Source organism: Streptomyces sp. NPDC029292, assembly GCF_055569295.1.
This window is the reverse complement of the sequence record NZ_JBVHXR010000002.1, coordinates 701,708-715,384: the sequence shown is the minus strand read 5'-3', so window position 1 is coordinate 715,384 and position 13,677 is coordinate 701,708. Positions and strand designations below refer to the sequence as shown.

Sequence of the window (13,677 nt, the reverse complement as noted above, 5' to 3'; positions counted from 1 at the left end):
TTCACAGGTGCTCACGTGGTGGAGGGCGTGGCTGTGAGGGGGCCGGTGCTCGCTTCGTGAGACGGGGGGTGTTGTGCTGTCAGTTGCCGACCTACCGTTCGGTCATGACTCAGCCCGCAGCCGCCTACGAACTCGCCCAGGTCAACATCGCCCGGCTCAAAGCTCCGCTGGACTCCCCTCAGTTGAAGGACTTCGTCGAGGCCCTCGACCCCGTGAACGCCGTCGCGGACTCCTCGGACGGGTTCGTCTGGCGCCTGCTGGGCGACTCCGGCAACGCGACGGACGTCCGCGTCCTCGGCGACGACTGGCTGATCATCAACATGTCCACGTGGCGCGACACGGACGCCCTGACGGCGTTCATGTACCAAGGGCAGCACCGGGAGTTGCTGGCCCGGCGTCGCGAGTGGTTCGAGCGCCTGGAGGAGGCCGTGACCACGCTGTGGTGGGTGCCGGCGGGTCACCGTCCGACGGTGGCGGAGGCGGAGGCCCGCCTGCTCCATCTGCGCGAACACGGGCCTACGGAGTATGCGTTCACTTTGCGGACGGCGTTTCCTGCGGGGGGTTAGGGGGTTGTTTTCGCCCCCCTCTACGCACCCCCAGGCACAGCCTCCCGGCGCCGCAGCCACTCCTCCGGGACGTCCCCGACACCCGTACGCGCGGACACGATGCCACCAGTGATCGCGCACGTGGTGTCGACGTCGCCGAAACCCTCGGCCGTGCTCCAGAGGGCGGCGGCGAGGTCGCCGGCGTGGCGGGCAGCGCACCAGACGGCGAAGGGGACGGTGTCGTCGGCCCGGACGCGCTGGCCGTTGCCGAGTACGTCGGACGCCTTCCAGGGTTCGGTGGAGAAGGGGAGGCGGGCCGCCCGGAGGAGACCGTCACGGACCGCGCTCGCCGGCGTCGCGGACGCGACGGCGTCGAGGTCCAGTTCACCCCGCGCCGACAGCGCGGCCGCCGTGGCCACCGCGATCGCACCCGCGATCCCCTCCGGGTGGGCATGGGTCACCGCCGCCGACAGCGCCGCCTGCTCGGCCACGAGCGGCAGGCTGTCCTGGAACCACGCCCCCAGCGGCGCGACCCGCATCGCCGCGCCATTGCCGAGACTGCCCTCACCGCCGAAGAGCCCCTGCGTCAACTCCGGCCACCGGTCGGGCTCCTGGAGCAGACGCGGGAGCAGTTCGTGCATGCCGTAGCCGTAACCCCGGGCCGGATCCGCGTCGTAGCCGAGCGCGAAGGCCTGCGCCAGCTCCGTCTGCCGGATCTCGCCGTACTCGTCGAGGACCCGGAGCACCCCGAGCGCCATCGCCGTGTCGTCGGTCCAGTGCCACTCCGGTTCCTCGGGGGTACGCCGGGCGCGGATCTCCTCGTATGCCTGGAGGCGGTCCCGGAACAGCGGGAACCAGCGCTCGCCGAAGGCGTCGCCGAGGGCCAGGCCTTCGAGGCTGCGGCGGGCGGCGGCTCGGTGTGCGGGTGAGCGTGTCGGCTCGGTCATGGGTGCGATCATGCCTGGCGGCAGGGTGCGCTGTGTAGGTGTTTTTAGCGGGTTCGGCCGGTTCGGCGGGATCGGCGGGTTCAGCCGGTTCAGCGGGTTCAGCCGGTTCAGCGGGTTCGGCGAGCTGGCGGGCTCGGCGGTTTAGGGGTTCTCGCCCTGGTCGATCATTTCCTCGACCTCCGCCACGCGTTCCTTCTCTTCCGTCGCGAATCGTTCCGCGTCCAGGCGGTCGGCGATCTCTTCGTCCTGCGCCATCAGGAGGTCCAGGTTCGAGTTGCCCATGTCGAACACGCCCATGTCGACGTACGCCTGCTGCAGGCGTTTGCCCCAGAGGCCGATGTCCTTGACGCAGGGGACGATGCGACTGAAGAGCAACTGGCGGAACAGGTGCAGGAATTCGGAGTTCTCGCTGTACTCCTCGGCCTCGGATGTGGGGATGCCGAAGTTTTCCAGGACCTCTATGCCGCGCAGGCGGTCCCGCATCAAGTAGCAGCCCTCGATGACGAATTCCTCGCGTTCGCGGAGTTCGGCGTCCGAGAGTTGTTTGTAGTAGTCACGCAGGGCCATGCGGCCGAAGGCGACGTGGCGGGCCTCGTCCTGCATGACGTACGCGAGGATCTGTTTCGGGAGGGGCTTGTCGGTGGTGTCCCGGATCATTCCGAAGGCCGCCAGGGCCAGGCCCTCGATCAGGACCTGCATGCCGAGGTAGGGCATGTCCCAGCGGGAGTCGCGGAGGGTGTCGCCGAGGAGGGACTGGAGATTGTCGTTGATCGGGTAGAGCATTCCGATCTTCTCGTGCAGGAAGCGGGCGTAGATCTCCGCGTGGCGGGCCTCGTCCATGGTCTGGGTCGCTGAATAGAACTTGGCGTCGAGATCGGGGACCGATTCGACGATGCGCGCCGCGCAGACCATGGCCCCTTGTTCGCCGTGCAGGAACTGGCTGAACTGCCAGGAGGCGTAGTGCTTGCGCAGCTCGCCCTTGTCGCGGTCGGTCATCTTCGCCCAGTACGGGGTGCCGTAGAGGGTCATCGCCTCATCGGGCGTGCCGAGGGGGTCGTGGGGGTCGACTTCGAGGTTCCAGTCGATTCTCTTCTGGCCGTCCCACTGCTTGTCCTTGCCCTTCTGATACAGGGCGAGAAGGCGGTCGCGGCCGTCGTCGTACTCCCAGCTGAAGCGTGCCGCCCCGGAGGCCGGTACCTGCCAGAGGGGGTCTCCCGAATCCTTGGCGTACAGCTCATGCGTCGGCATACATCGCAGGCTCACACGGGCTAGACCCGTCGTCAACAAGTCGCGCGCAAGGGATTGACGGGCTTGCTGACAAGCAGTCTCATAAGACGTGACCGCCGGTAACCCCTGCAGATCCCGTACGACGAGGTGGGAACAGCCATGACGACCGTGACGGAAGCCGATGTGCTGAGGGATGCGCTCGGCCTGCTCAAGGACCGGGAGCAGGTGGCCGAGCGGCTGCTCGACTCTTCCGCCAAGCACTCCTTCGACCCCGACAAGGAGCTGGACTGGGACGCGCCCTTCGAGGAGGGGAAGTGGTTCTGGCCGCCGGAGCTGGTGTCGCTGTTCGACACCCCGCTGTGGCGGAAGATGAGCGAGGAACAGCGGATCGCGTTGTCTCAGCATGAGGCCGCTGCGCTGGCGTCCCTGGGGATCTGGTTCGAGATCATTCTGATGCAGCTGCTGGTGCGGCACATCTACGACAAGGCGGCGACGAGTGCGCATGTGCGGTACGCGCTGACCGAGATCGAGGACGAGTGCCGGCACTCGAAGATGTTCGCGCGGTTGATCTCGCGCGGTGGGACGCCGTACTACCCGGTGAGCCGCGCGCATCTGAATCTCGGGCGGATCTTCAAGACCATCTCGACCACGCCGGGGTCCTTCACCGCGACGCTGCTCGGTGAGGAGATCCTCGACTGGATGCAGCGGCTGACGTTCCCGGACGAGCGGGTGCAGACGCTCATACGGGGGGTCACGCGTATCCATGTGGTGGAGGAGGCGCGGCATGTGCGGTACGCGCGGGAGGAGTTGCGGCGGCAGATGGTCACCGCTCCTCGCTGGTCGCAGGAGTTCACCCGGGTCACCTCCGGTGAGTTCGCACGCGTCTTCTCCGTCGCGTTCATCAATCCCGAGGTCTATACGAACGTCGGCCTCGACAAGCGTGAGGCGATGGCGCAGGTGAAGGCGAGTGCGCATCGGCGGGATGTGATGCAGACCGGCGCGAAGCGGTTGACGGACTTCCTGGACGAGATCGGGGTGTTGCGGGGGGCTGGGCGGCGGCTGTGGAAGTCGTCGGGGCTGCTGGCCTGAGCCTCCGGGGGCGCGGGTCGCCTGCCGTTCGGTGGTGGGTCGGGGCCGCGCCGGTACATCCGCCCGCATCCGAACGGATCGGCTGTGGGTGAGAAGGGTGCTGTCTTTTTTGGATCCGTTCGGCTGCGGGCATTTGATGTACCGGCACGGCCCCTTCCGTGCGTCGGCGGCTGCGGGGGCGCGGGGGCTGGGGCGTCAGTCCCGGCACGGCCCCTTCCGTGCGTCGGCGGCTGCGGGGGCGCGGGGGCTGGGGCGTCAGTCCCGGCACGGCCCCTTCCGTGCGCCGGCGGCTGCGGGGGCGCGGGGGGGGCTTGCGGCGGTGGCTGCGAGTGTGGGCGCGTGGGAGCCTGCAGCGGCGGGTGCGGGTGCGCGGGGGCTTGTGCCGTGTCCCGTTACGCTGCCCGACATGACCTCGCAGGCTCCCACCCCCGCTTACCGCCGATTGAGTGTTGAGGAGCGGCGCTCGCAGCTGCTCGAGGCGGCGTTGTCCCTTTTCGCGCAGCGGGCGCCGGAGGAGGTCTCGCTCGATGATGTGGCGGAGGCGGCCGGGGTGTCGCGGCCGCTGGTGTACCGGTACTTTCCGGGCGGGAAGCAGCAGTTGTACGAGGCCGCGTTGAGGTCTGCCGCGGAGGAGCTGGAGCACTGTTTCGCAGAGCCTCCCGAGGGGCCGCTCACCCAGCGGCTGTCGCGGGCCCTTGATCGGTATCTCGCGTTCGTGGACCAGCACGACGCCGGGTTCAGTGCGCTGCTGCAGGGGGGCAGTGTCGTCGAGACGTCCCGGACGACGGCCATAGTGGACGGGGTACGGCGGGCCGCCGCCGAGCACATCCTCGATCATCTGTCCGTGCGGGATCCGGGCCTGAAGCTGCGGATGACCGTGCGGATGTGGATCACCGCCGTGGAAGCCGCCTCGCTCATCTGGCTGGACGAGGGCAAGCAGCCGCCGCTGGAAGAGGTGCGGGACTGGCTTGTGGAGCAGTTCGTGGTGGCGGTCATGGCTACCGCGGGGCGGGACGCGCAGACCGCCGGAGTGGTGAAGGCCGCGCTCGCGCTGGAGACGGCCGACGGGGCCGTGGGGACGCTGGCCCGGCGGGTGCTGCCGGTGATCGGGGACGCCGCGCACCTGCTCTGACGGCGGTGTTTGTGACACTGGGTGTGTGAAGCGCGAAGAAACTACCTTTGTCGGCGGCCCTCTGGACGGGCGTGTGCTGCCCGTTCTGCTCGGGCTCACCGGACATCCGCCGAAGACCTACAAGGTTCCGGTGCCGGACGCGGACGGCGGGCCGCCCACCGTGCTCGTCTATCGGCGCGTCCAGGCCCGCCGCAGCGTGGGGGTCCCCCCGCGCGAGCGAAGCCGAGCGTGGGGGAAGCTCGGGCTGCATCAGGGGTGGCAGTACGAGTACGACCCCGAGGGGAAGCCGGGGCGGGGGCTGAGGTGGCCCTGGTCCAAGCCCGACGCCACGCCGGGCACCAACGCCGACGAGTGACCTTCTTGGGCCGAACCGATCAAGCCTGCGCGCGCTCGGGATGCGCCCGCCCCATCCTGCCGGTGCGAGGTGGACGGACCACCTCCGCACCGGAGGTGACGACGTGTCAGGGAACCTTCTGCGTCTGGTCTGTACGGCGGCGGTGGCGGCCGGGGCCATGCTCGCGCCCGCGCCCGCGCTGGCCGTCCCTGTTCCGGGACAAGAGAGGGATGCGGCCGTCCGCGAGCCCAAACAGCGGTCCGTCACCCAGTTGCTGACGGACCTTCAGCGCCTGTACCGGGACGCCGAGCGCGCCACCGAGACGTACAACGCGACGGCGGAGAAGCTGAAGAAGCAGCGGGGCGAGGTCGCCCGGCTCGACGGCAGCCTCGCCAAGGCGCGTCTCTCGCTGCGCGACAGCCGCAGCGCCGCGGGGCGGCTCGCCCGGCAGCAGTACCAGAGCAGCGGCGAGATCTCGTCGTATGTGCGGCTGCTGCTCGCCCGCGATCCGCAGCACGCCCTCGACCAGGGGCATGTGATCCGGCAGCTGTCGCTGGAGCGGGCCGAGACCGTGCAGCGGGTGGTCGGGAGCGAGAAGAAGATCGACGTGCTGGCGCGTGCGGCCCGGAAGGCGCTGGACGGGCAACTCACCCTCGCCGAGCGGCAGAAGAAGGCGCGAGACGATGTGCGCGGGCGGTTGAAAGGGGCCGAGGAGCTGCTCGCCTCGCTGACCGTCGACCAGCTTGCCGAGCTGGACAAGTTCGAGAAGTCGGGGGCTGCCAAGGCACAGAAGAGGTTCATGGCCTCGGGGGCGCTGAGTGATGAGCGGCCGCCGTCGCGGGAGGGCGAGAAGGCGCTGCGGTACGCCGTGAGGCAGATCGGGAAGCCGTACGAGTGGGGCGCCGAGGGGCCGAAGGCGTACGACTGTTCGGGGCTGACCTCGCGGGCCTGGGATCGCGCCGGGCAGCCCATCCCCCGGACCAGCCAGGAGCAGTGGGCCCGGCTCCCGAGGATTCCGCTGAGCGAGCTGCGCCCCGGCGACCTGGTGATCTACTTCCCCGAGGCCACGCACGTCGCCCTGTATGTCGGCGACGGAATGGTGGTGCAGGCGCCGAGGCCCGGGACGAAGATCAAGGTCTCACCCATCGCCGCCAACCCGCTGCTGGGCGCGGTGCGACCGGATCCCGCCGGGGAGCCCCTGCGGCAGTACACACCGCCGAAGCTCCCCAAGAAGGCCACGGCTGGATCGAACGCGGGCTACAGCGCCCGGTAAGGGGCACGGGGCTGTGACATCATGCGGCTCCGCCGCGTGGGCACGACCAGCCACAGACGATCCGGCAATCTCATGGGCTCGAATGCCTTCGATATCCCAATGCACACCATGCATCGCTTCCCGCTACCCCGGGGTACGTTTAGACGGTTTCACCGCCGAAGGCGTCAGCCAGGTCCCTGGGTTCTCGACGGAGCTGATGATTCAGCTCGTGACGACGGATCGAAGACTGCCGGTACACCTCTTTTGCGCGCGCGCATAATGTTGCCGAGTGGACGGTGCTCCTCCGTGACGCGCCAAGGCGTTGTCGAGATGGCATCCATCTGCTCCTCCAGGTGGCGCCGTCCACGCCGAGCGCGGCGCGGAACGCGCCCCGGCTCCCAGCCGACATCAAGGTGAAGGCGATGGTCAGGTCGCGGGCCGGGTCGCCGACGCCGAGCCCGCCGAAATCGATGACCGCGCTGAGGCGGCCGTCCACGGTCAGCAGGTTGCCGGTGTGGAAGTCGCCGTGGAACCAGACCGGCGGGCGATCCCCTCCGGGGGCGCTCAGCGCCGCGTCCCACAGTTCCCTGGCCGTGCCGTGGACGGATGCGCCGGCCGCGTCCGGGCCCTCGTCGGCAGCGGTGGCGGGCATTGTGCCGGGCGCGGGGAGACGGGTGAAGCGTGCGCCGTCGCCGTCGACCGTGAGGCTCCAGGAGTGGCCCTCGGTGGCGTGGAAGTCGAAGGCAGTGGGCTTGTGCGGCCAGGCGCTCGGCGTTGCGCAGCAGGTGGACAGAAACTCCTCGACACCGTCGAGTGCCACCTCGTCCGGCAGTGGCTGCTGGGCACCCACGGTGACCTGAGCGTCGTAGGTGTGCACCGCGATCTCCCGAGGGGCATCCTCGCTGTACAGCGGGGATGCCCCTCTCGTGCAATACGGCGGACACGGGCCGTCTGTGGGCCGTCGGAGGGGGACCTACAACGACCCACAACGACCAAGGACGAACCCCGGACTGCTGGTCAGGAGCCCGTCAGGCTCCCGCGACCGAGGCCAGATAGGCGGAAGCCTTCTCCGGCTCATAGAAGAAGTTCTCGAAGTCCGCCGGGTCGTCAAAGCCGTTGACGAAACGGGTGGCCACCGGCGGAAGCTGGCCGGCGGCGCCGATGAGGTTCAGGACATGCTCCGGCGGAACGCCCAGCATGGCGTTGGTCCACTTCGTCACGTGCTGGGCGGTGTCCCAGTAGCGGTCGAACGTGGACTGCATCCACTCCTCGTCGAAGGGCTTGTCGCCCTGGTCGAGGATCGAGGCGAGGTACGCCGCCGCGCACTTGGACGCCGAGTTGGAGCCCTGCCCGGTGATCGGGTCGTTCGCCACGACCACGTCCGCGACGCCGAGGACCAGGCCCCCGCCGGGGAGGCGGCCGATCGGGTTGCGGACGGTGGGGGCGTAACGGCCGGACAGCGTTCCGTTCGCATCGGTCAGTTCCACGTTCGTGGCCCGCGCGTACTCCCACGGCGTGAACCGCTCCATGAGTTCCAGGGTCAGGGAGAGGTGTTCGGCAGGGTCCTTGACGCCGTTGAAGACGTCGAGCGGGCCGCCGGGTATGCCCTCCCAGAAGAGGATGTCGGCGCGGCCGGAGGTGGTGAGGGTCGGCATGATGAAGAGTTCGCCGACGCCGGGGACCAGGTTGCAGCGGACCGCGTCGAAGTCCGGGTGCTCGGGGCGGGGGCCCAGACCGTGGACGTAGGAGACCGCCAGCGCGCGCTGCGGCTCGGTGTACGGGGACCTCTCCGGGTCGCGGGCGAACATCGACACCAGCTCGCCCTTGCCCGCCGACACCAGCACCAGGTCGTACGTACGGGAGAAGTAGTCGAGGTCGGAGACCGCGGCGCCGTGGATCACCAGCTGGCCGCCGCGCTGCGCGAACGTCTCCATCCAGCCGGCCATCTTCACCCGCTGGTCGACCGACTGCGCGTACCCGTCGAGCTTGCCCACCCAGTCGATCGCGCGCTGCGAGGGACCCGGGTCGAACGAACCGGGGGCCGCGACCGAGATGCCGACTCCTTCGATCTTCGGGGCCTGGGACTCCCAGAAGTTCAGCTGGAGATCGCGCTCGTGCTGGAGTGCCGTGTCGAACATGCACTGTGTCGACATGACACGGCCGGTGCGGATCTCGTCCGCCGTCCGGTTCGACATCAGGGTGACCTCGTACCCGTGCGACTGGAGTCCGAGGGCGAGCTGGAGTCCGGACTGGCCGGCTCCGACGACGAGTATCTTCCGCATGCGGGTCCTCACTCTGGGTACGTCTTATTCGGGGCTCACGTCGAGCGCGTGCCCCACCAGCGCGAGCAGGGTCTCGACGACCGAGATCCGGCGGCGCGCGTCCATGATCATGACAGGTATGTGTGCGGGCACCGTGAGGGCCTCGCGCACGTCCGCGGGCTCGAACCGCTCGCTGCCGTCGAAGTGGTTGACGGCGACGACGTACGGCAGTCCGCAGCTCTCGAAGTAGTCGAGCGCCGGGAAGCAGTCCGACAGGCGGCGGGTGTCCGCGAGGACGACAGCACCGATCGCGCCGCGCACCAGGTCGTCCCACATGAACCAGAACCGCTGCTGGCCCGGCGTGCCGAAGAGGTAGAGCACCAGGTCGTCGTCGAGCGTGATGCGGCCGAAGTCCATGGCCACGGTGGTGGTCAGCTTGTCCGGTGTGCCGGTGAGGTCGTCGGTGTCCTCGCTGGCCCGGGTCATCAGCGCCTCCGTCTGGAGGGGCGTGATCTCGGAGACCGCGGTGACCAGCGTGGTCTTGCCGACGCCGAAGCCGCCCGCCACCACGATCTTCGTGGCGATGGGAGCGCGGGTGCGGTCCGTCTGCCAGGCCTGGATGTTCTCGTCCGCCTCGGGGGGCGGCACGGGAACGCCGGTGGGGAGGGCGGCTGTCGAGGCGCCCTCGGAGGCGAAGGTTCTTGGCGCGCCCTCAGAGACGACGGAGTCCACTCAGCACCCTTTCCAGCAGAGCGCGGTCCGGCTGTCCCGGGCCGTGACCGGTTCCGTATACACGTATCTTTCCCTGGTCCGCCAGGTCGCTCAGGAGCACGCGGACCACGCCGAGCGGCATCCTGAGGAGGGCGGCTATTTCGGCCACCGTGCGCATCCGGCGGCAGAGTTCGACGATGGCCCGCATCTCGGGCATCACCCGGGTGGCGAGCGAGCCGTTGGTCAGCTCCTTGCGCTCCTCGGGGGCTTCGATCGCCGCCACGAACGTCTCGACGAGCAGGACGTGCCCGAAGCGGGTGCGCCCGCCGGTGAGCGAGTAGGGGCGTACCCGGGCGGGTTTGCGGTCGCCGCCGCGGACCGGGAGCTTGCCGGGCGTACTCATCGGGCACTCCCCATCGACTCGGCTTCCAACGATTTTCGGAGCTCACTGCGGAGTTCGGGGGTCAGCACGTGTCCGGCGCGGCCCACGAAGAGCGCCATGTGGTACGCCACCACGCTCATGTCGCAGTCCGGGGAGCCGTGCACACCGAGCAGCGAGCCGTCGCTGATCGACATGACGAAGAGGCTGCCCTCCTCCATCGCGACCATCGTCTGCTTGACGTTGCCGCCGTCCATCAGCTTGGCGGCGCCGATGGTGAGGCTGCCGATGCCGGAGACGATGGTGGCGAGGTCCGCGGCGGAACCCTTGGGTCCCGTGGGGCGGTCCGTCTCGGCCGTCCGCACTTCCGCGTTTCTCCCGGGGTCGGAGGAGAGCAGCAGCAGACCGTCGGAGGAGACGACCGCGACCGACAGGAGGCCCGGCACCTCCTCGACGAGGTTCGTCAGCAGCCAGTGCAGATTGCGGGCTTCACTGCTCAGACCGAAGGTACTGGGCGCGGTCAACTGCTTGCCTCCTCGACGGTGCCCCCCGATGCTTCAACGTCCTGTGCCACGGGCGCGTGCGGCTCCGCCCGGTTGGCGGGTGCGGTGTGCTCCGCCGTCTTTTCGGCGATCTCCACCTCCACGTCGCGGCGGCCCTCCTTCGCGCCCTGGTGGAAACCGCCGAGCCTGCGGCGCAGGGCCTCGGCGTCCACGCCACCCGTGCGCGGCCTGGGGGCCGGCACGGGTGCGGAGATCTTCGGCGTCCGCTTGGGCAGGCCCTTGTCGGTGAGCCGCGGGCGCTCGTCCGGGACTCGTTCGTGGGTGTCGGGGCTGATGGCGTAGGGGTCGGTGCTGGTCTGGGCGGGGAGGGTGACCTCCGGGGTGGGGTGGGGCGCGGGGGCCGCCCCGGGTGTCGCGCGTACGACTGCCTCGGCCGGACCGGCGGTCGTGCCCCGGGCGGCTGCCCCGGCCTCGGAGACGTCCTCGGCTGCGTCGGCCGCGCCGGCTGTCCCGGGTGCCACCGCCTCGGAGGACCGCCCGGCCGAGAAGGCCGCCCCGGCAAGGTCAGCTGCCACGGCCTCGGGGGCCGCCTCGGCTGCGCCGGGCTCGTCCGCCGGGAGCGCCTCGCCTCCGCCGGGCTCGTCCGCCGGGAGCACCGGCGCCATGAGCTCCATCGTCGTCTCGGGCGACGGCTCCGTCGTCCTCTCGGGCGAGGGCACCATCACCGTCTCGGGCGTCGGCTCGGGGGGAGCTTCCGGCGTCGGCTCGGGAGTCGCCACCGGCGTCGGCTCGGGAATCACTTCCAGCGTCGGCTCGGGCGCCGTCTCGGGCTCGGACTCGGGCGCCCCGCGTACCGTCTCCTCCGCGGCAGCATCCCGTACGGCCTCCTCGGCCGCCGCGATCAGCGGGTCCTCGTCCCCTGCGGGGGCCGACGCCGTGAGGGCCGAACGGCCGCGGAGGACATTGGAGTTGACCTCCGCGTCCGCGCCGGGAAGGGACGCCGAGAGCGCGCCGCCGGCGGCGGCTCGTGTGGTCATGGGGACGGTGTCGGCGGGCGCCGCGGCGAGCATCCCCTTCGGGAGGACGACGACGGCCGCGACGCCGCCCTGCTTCTGCTCGCGCAGCTGCACGCGAACGCCGTGCCGGTGGGCGAGGCGGGCCACCACGTACAGGCCGAGCCCGAGTCCCTCGCCGCTCTCCTGGTCGTACGCGTCCTCCGGGTCGAAGTCGGCGAGCCTGGAGTTGAGCTGGCTCATCCGCTCGCCGGTCATGCCGATGCCCTCGTCCTGCACGGAGAGCATCACCTCGCCGCTCTCCAGGAGCCAGCCGGAGACCTCGACGGCCATGTCGGGCGGCGAGAACGACGAGGCGTTCTCCAGGAGTTCGGCCACGAGATGGCTGATGTCGTCGGCGGCGAAGCCCGCGAGGTGCGCGTGCGGCGGCAGCACGGCGATGCGGACCCGCTCGTACCGCTCGATCTCGCTGACCGCGGCCCGTACGACGTCGACGAGCGGGACGGGCACCGCGTGGTGCTGCACGTGCTCGGCGCCCGCGAGGACGAGCAGGTTCTCGCTGTGGCGCCGCATGACGGTCGCGAAGTGGTCGAGCTTGAAGAGGGTGGCGAGGCGGTCCGCGTCCTGCTCGCGCTCCTCCAGGCCCTCGATGACGCCGAGCTGCCGCTCGACCAGACCGAGGGTGCGCAGCGCCAGGTTGACGAAGGTGCCGTGGATGGTGCCGCGCACCTGCTCCAGGTGGGCGGCGGCCTCGGCGAGTTCGGCGCGCAGCTTGTCGCGCTCGTCGGCCATCAGCTGGCGCTGGCCGATGAGGTGCTTGCGGTCGCCTTCGAGGGTCGCGAGCCGCTCGTGGAGCGCGGCGGCGTGCGCGTGCAGCGCGTTGACGGAGCGGACGACCTGGGCGAACTCGTCGTCGCGACCGGTGAACTTGACCGGCTCCTCGGCGCCCGGGTCGGCGGCGAGACGGGCGGAGCCCAGGCGCAGCACGGCCAGCGGGCGGGTGAGGCTGCGGGCCATGGCCATCGAGACGCCGACCGCGACGAGCAGCAGCGTGCCGATGAGGGCGATCCGGATCTCCAGCGCGGTGACGTCGTCGTCCCGCAGCGCCTCGAGGTCCTTGGTGCGGTGGTCGTTGAGGGAGGCCTCGGCCCCGCGCATCAGCTCGACACGGGCCGACAGGGCGGCGTCCAGCTTCTTGGTGCTGGTGTCGAGTTCGGTGGCGGAGAGCGTCGGCTGGTCGGTCAGGCCCGCGAGGTACTTGTCGGCGGTGGTGACATCGGGCCCGGTGACCGTGGAGTCGTACGAGGCCACGGCGGTCTTGGGTGCCGTCTCGCGGAAGTCGGCGACGGCCGCGTCCGAGCGGAGGCGGGCCTGCTGGGCGGCGGCGCTGAGCGCGTCGCGCTGCTTGGTGTCGGCGGCCGACGAGGTGCTGGTGGTGGTCGCGAGCCCGGTGATCGGGTTGATGACGGTCTGGGTGGTGCGCGGGATGCTGAGGGCCGCGAGGAGCAGGCCGCGGGCGGCGGCGGACTGCTGGACGGCGGAGTCCAGCTCGGCGAGGGCGTGCGCGCCGGAGCCCGCGCGGGGCGGCAGCTGCTCGGCCAGGTCCTCGGCGAGGGCGTGGAGTTCGGTGATGGCGGCGGAGTACGCCTGATGCGCTTCGAGAGCGGTGCTCTTTCCGGTGAGCGCCGCTCTGCGCAGGGAGGCGATGCCGTCGAGGTCCTTGAGCAGCGTGGCGGGGGCGTCCTCGTCGGCCCGCAGCTCCTCGACCTGCCGGTCGACTCGGGCGCTGCGCTGCTCGGAGGGCGCCTTGGCCTTGGGCCGCCCGGCGGCGACGTACGACGTCACCTCGTCGCGCTCGTCGGCCAGCGAGTGCGCGAGGGTCAGCGCCTGCTGGGTCCGCTGCGCGAGCGTCACCAGGTTCTGGGAGTCGTTCAGTTGCCCGGAAGCGGCCATCATCGTGGGGGCTCCGGCGCCGGCTATGGCGGCCGCGACGACCGCCACGGCGACGATCAGCCGGTTGCGTACGTGGGCGGGGCGTCCCCTGCCCGCGGAGTCGGCGGCGTCGCCGGTGGCGCCGCCCCCGGTTGAGCTGGAGGCCGTCTGCTTGCCTGTGCGCCTCGGCCGCGTCTTCTGCACCGGTGCTCGCATTCCTGACTCGTGTACCCATGGGCCCGGGTGACGTCCTGTCAACTGGGGCGTCCGCCCGGTACGGTTCCCGACCCTCCCAGTGCCGGTGGGCAGTGGTCCCGCATGATCCGGCCCTCCACCCGAAGGAGTGAACCCC

13 protein-coding genes are annotated in these 13,677 nt (G+C 70.4%); 5 read left to right on the top strand and 8 right to left on the bottom strand.

The genetic code is table 11. The features are described 5' to 3' along the window. Positions 1-104 precede the first annotated feature (104 nt). Complete coding sequence (locus tag ACZ4WS_RS08160; protein ID WP_467978253.1) at positions 105-566, top strand: DUF3291 domain-containing protein; 462 nt, start codon at positions 105-107, stop codon at positions 564-566. 20 nt (positions 567-586) lie between these two features. On the opposite strand, the gene ACZ4WS_RS08155 is transcribed toward ACZ4WS_RS08160, so the two are convergent. Beyond that, positions 587-1,492 (bottom strand): ADP-ribosylglycohydrolase family protein, encoded by a 906-nt coding sequence (locus tag ACZ4WS_RS08155; RefSeq protein ID WP_467978251.1) that lies wholly within the window; start codon positions 1,490-1,492, stop codon positions 587-589. A gap of 141 nt (positions 1,493-1,633) precedes the next feature. After that, positions 1,634-2,740, bottom strand: a complete 1,107-nt coding sequence (locus ACZ4WS_RS08150) for a ferritin-like domain-containing protein (RefSeq protein ID WP_467978249.1) — start codon at positions 2,738-2,740, stop codon at positions 1,634-1,636. A gap of 138 nt (positions 2,741-2,878) precedes the next feature. Between ACZ4WS_RS08150 and ACZ4WS_RS08145 the strand changes: the two genes are divergently transcribed. The 4 genes from ACZ4WS_RS08145 (at position 2,879) to ACZ4WS_RS08130 (ending at position 6,547) form a co-directional block, all read left to right on the top strand. Then, complete coding sequence (locus ACZ4WS_RS08145; RefSeq protein WP_467978248.1) at positions 2,879-3,808, top strand: AurF N-oxygenase family protein; 930 nt, start codon at positions 2,879-2,881, stop codon at positions 3,806-3,808. A 406-nt stretch (positions 3,809-4,214) separates the two neighbouring features. Continuing rightward, positions 4,215-4,940 (top strand): TetR/AcrR family transcriptional regulator, encoded by a 726-nt coding sequence (locus ACZ4WS_RS08140; protein WP_467978246.1) that lies wholly within the window; start codon positions 4,215-4,217, stop codon positions 4,938-4,940. A 25-nt stretch (positions 4,941-4,965) separates the two neighbouring features. Then, positions 4,966-5,295 carry a hypothetical protein gene (locus ACZ4WS_RS08135; protein ID WP_467978245.1) on the top strand — a complete coding sequence of 110 codons (330 nt, stop codon included), beginning with the start codon at positions 4,966-4,968 and terminating at the stop codon, positions 5,293-5,295. 103 nt (positions 5,296-5,398) lie between these two features. Further along, a complete protein-coding gene (locus ACZ4WS_RS08130; RefSeq protein ID WP_467978243.1) occupies positions 5,399-6,547 on the top strand; it encodes a C40 family peptidase in 1,149 nt (382 codons plus the stop codon). A gap of 139 nt (positions 6,548-6,686) precedes the next feature. On the opposite strand, the gene ACZ4WS_RS08125 is transcribed toward ACZ4WS_RS08130, so the two are convergent. From ACZ4WS_RS08125 to ACZ4WS_RS08100, 6 genes are all read right to left on the bottom strand, one after another. Further along, the gene (locus ACZ4WS_RS08125) at positions 6,687-7,403 is read right to left on the bottom strand and encodes a phosphotransferase (RefSeq protein ID WP_467978242.1); all 717 of its coding nucleotides are present in this window, start codon (positions 7,401-7,403) and stop codon (positions 6,687-6,689) included. A gap of 151 nt (positions 7,404-7,554) precedes the next feature. Then, positions 7,555-8,808: a styrene monooxygenase/indole monooxygenase family protein gene (locus ACZ4WS_RS08120; RefSeq protein ID WP_467978240.1), complete on the bottom strand. Its 1,254-nt coding sequence runs from the start codon at positions 8,806-8,808 to the stop codon at positions 7,555-7,557. 24 nt (positions 8,809-8,832) lie between these two features. Then, the gene (locus ACZ4WS_RS08115) at positions 8,833-9,519 is read right to left on the bottom strand and encodes a GTP-binding protein (protein WP_467978239.1); all 687 of its coding nucleotides are present in this window, start codon (positions 9,517-9,519) and stop codon (positions 8,833-8,835) included. Next, positions 9,500-9,901, bottom strand: coding sequence for a DUF742 domain-containing protein (locus ACZ4WS_RS08110; RefSeq protein ID WP_467978237.1), 402 nt, complete (start codon positions 9,899-9,901; stop codon positions 9,500-9,502). Before ACZ4WS_RS08110 ends, ACZ4WS_RS08115 begins: the two co-directional genes overlap by 20 nt. After that, a complete protein-coding gene (locus ACZ4WS_RS08105) occupies positions 9,898-10,401 on the bottom strand; it encodes a roadblock/LC7 domain-containing protein (RefSeq protein ID WP_467978236.1) in 504 nt (167 codons plus the stop codon). Before ACZ4WS_RS08105 ends, ACZ4WS_RS08110 begins: the two co-directional genes overlap by 4 nt. Next, a complete protein-coding gene (locus ACZ4WS_RS08100) occupies positions 10,398-13,529 on the bottom strand; it encodes a sensor histidine kinase (RefSeq protein ID WP_467978234.1) in 3,132 nt (1,043 codons plus the stop codon). The genes ACZ4WS_RS08105 and ACZ4WS_RS08100 overlap by 4 nt, the downstream gene beginning before the upstream one ends. Between the last annotated feature and the right edge of the window lie 148 nt (positions 13,530-13,677).

Excerpts from the sequence above, each read along its gene's own strand:
- ACZ4WS_RS08160 (WP_467978253.1), top strand. The coding sequence starts at position 105 with ATGACTCAGCCCGCAGCCGCCTACGAACTCGCCCAGGTCAACATCGCC.
- ACZ4WS_RS08155 (WP_467978251.1), bottom strand. The coding sequence starts at position 1,492 with ATGACCGAGCCGACACGCTCACCCGCACACCGAGCCGCCGCCCGCCGC.
- ACZ4WS_RS08150 (WP_467978249.1), bottom strand. The coding sequence starts at position 2,740 with ATGCCGACGCATGAGCTGTACGCCAAGGATTCGGGAGACCCCCTCTGG.
- ACZ4WS_RS08145 (WP_467978248.1), top strand. The coding sequence starts at position 2,879 with ATGACGACCGTGACGGAAGCCGATGTGCTGAGGGATGCGCTCGGCCTG.
- ACZ4WS_RS08140 (WP_467978246.1), top strand. The coding sequence starts at position 4,215 with ATGACCTCGCAGGCTCCCACCCCCGCTTACCGCCGATTGAGTGTTGAG.
- ACZ4WS_RS08120 (WP_467978240.1), bottom strand. The coding sequence starts at position 8,808 with ATGCGGAAGATACTCGTCGTCGGAGCCGGCCAGTCCGGACTCCAGCTC.
- ACZ4WS_RS08110 (WP_467978237.1), bottom strand. The coding sequence starts at position 9,901 with ATGAGTACGCCCGGCAAGCTCCCGGTCCGCGGCGGCGACCGCAAACCC.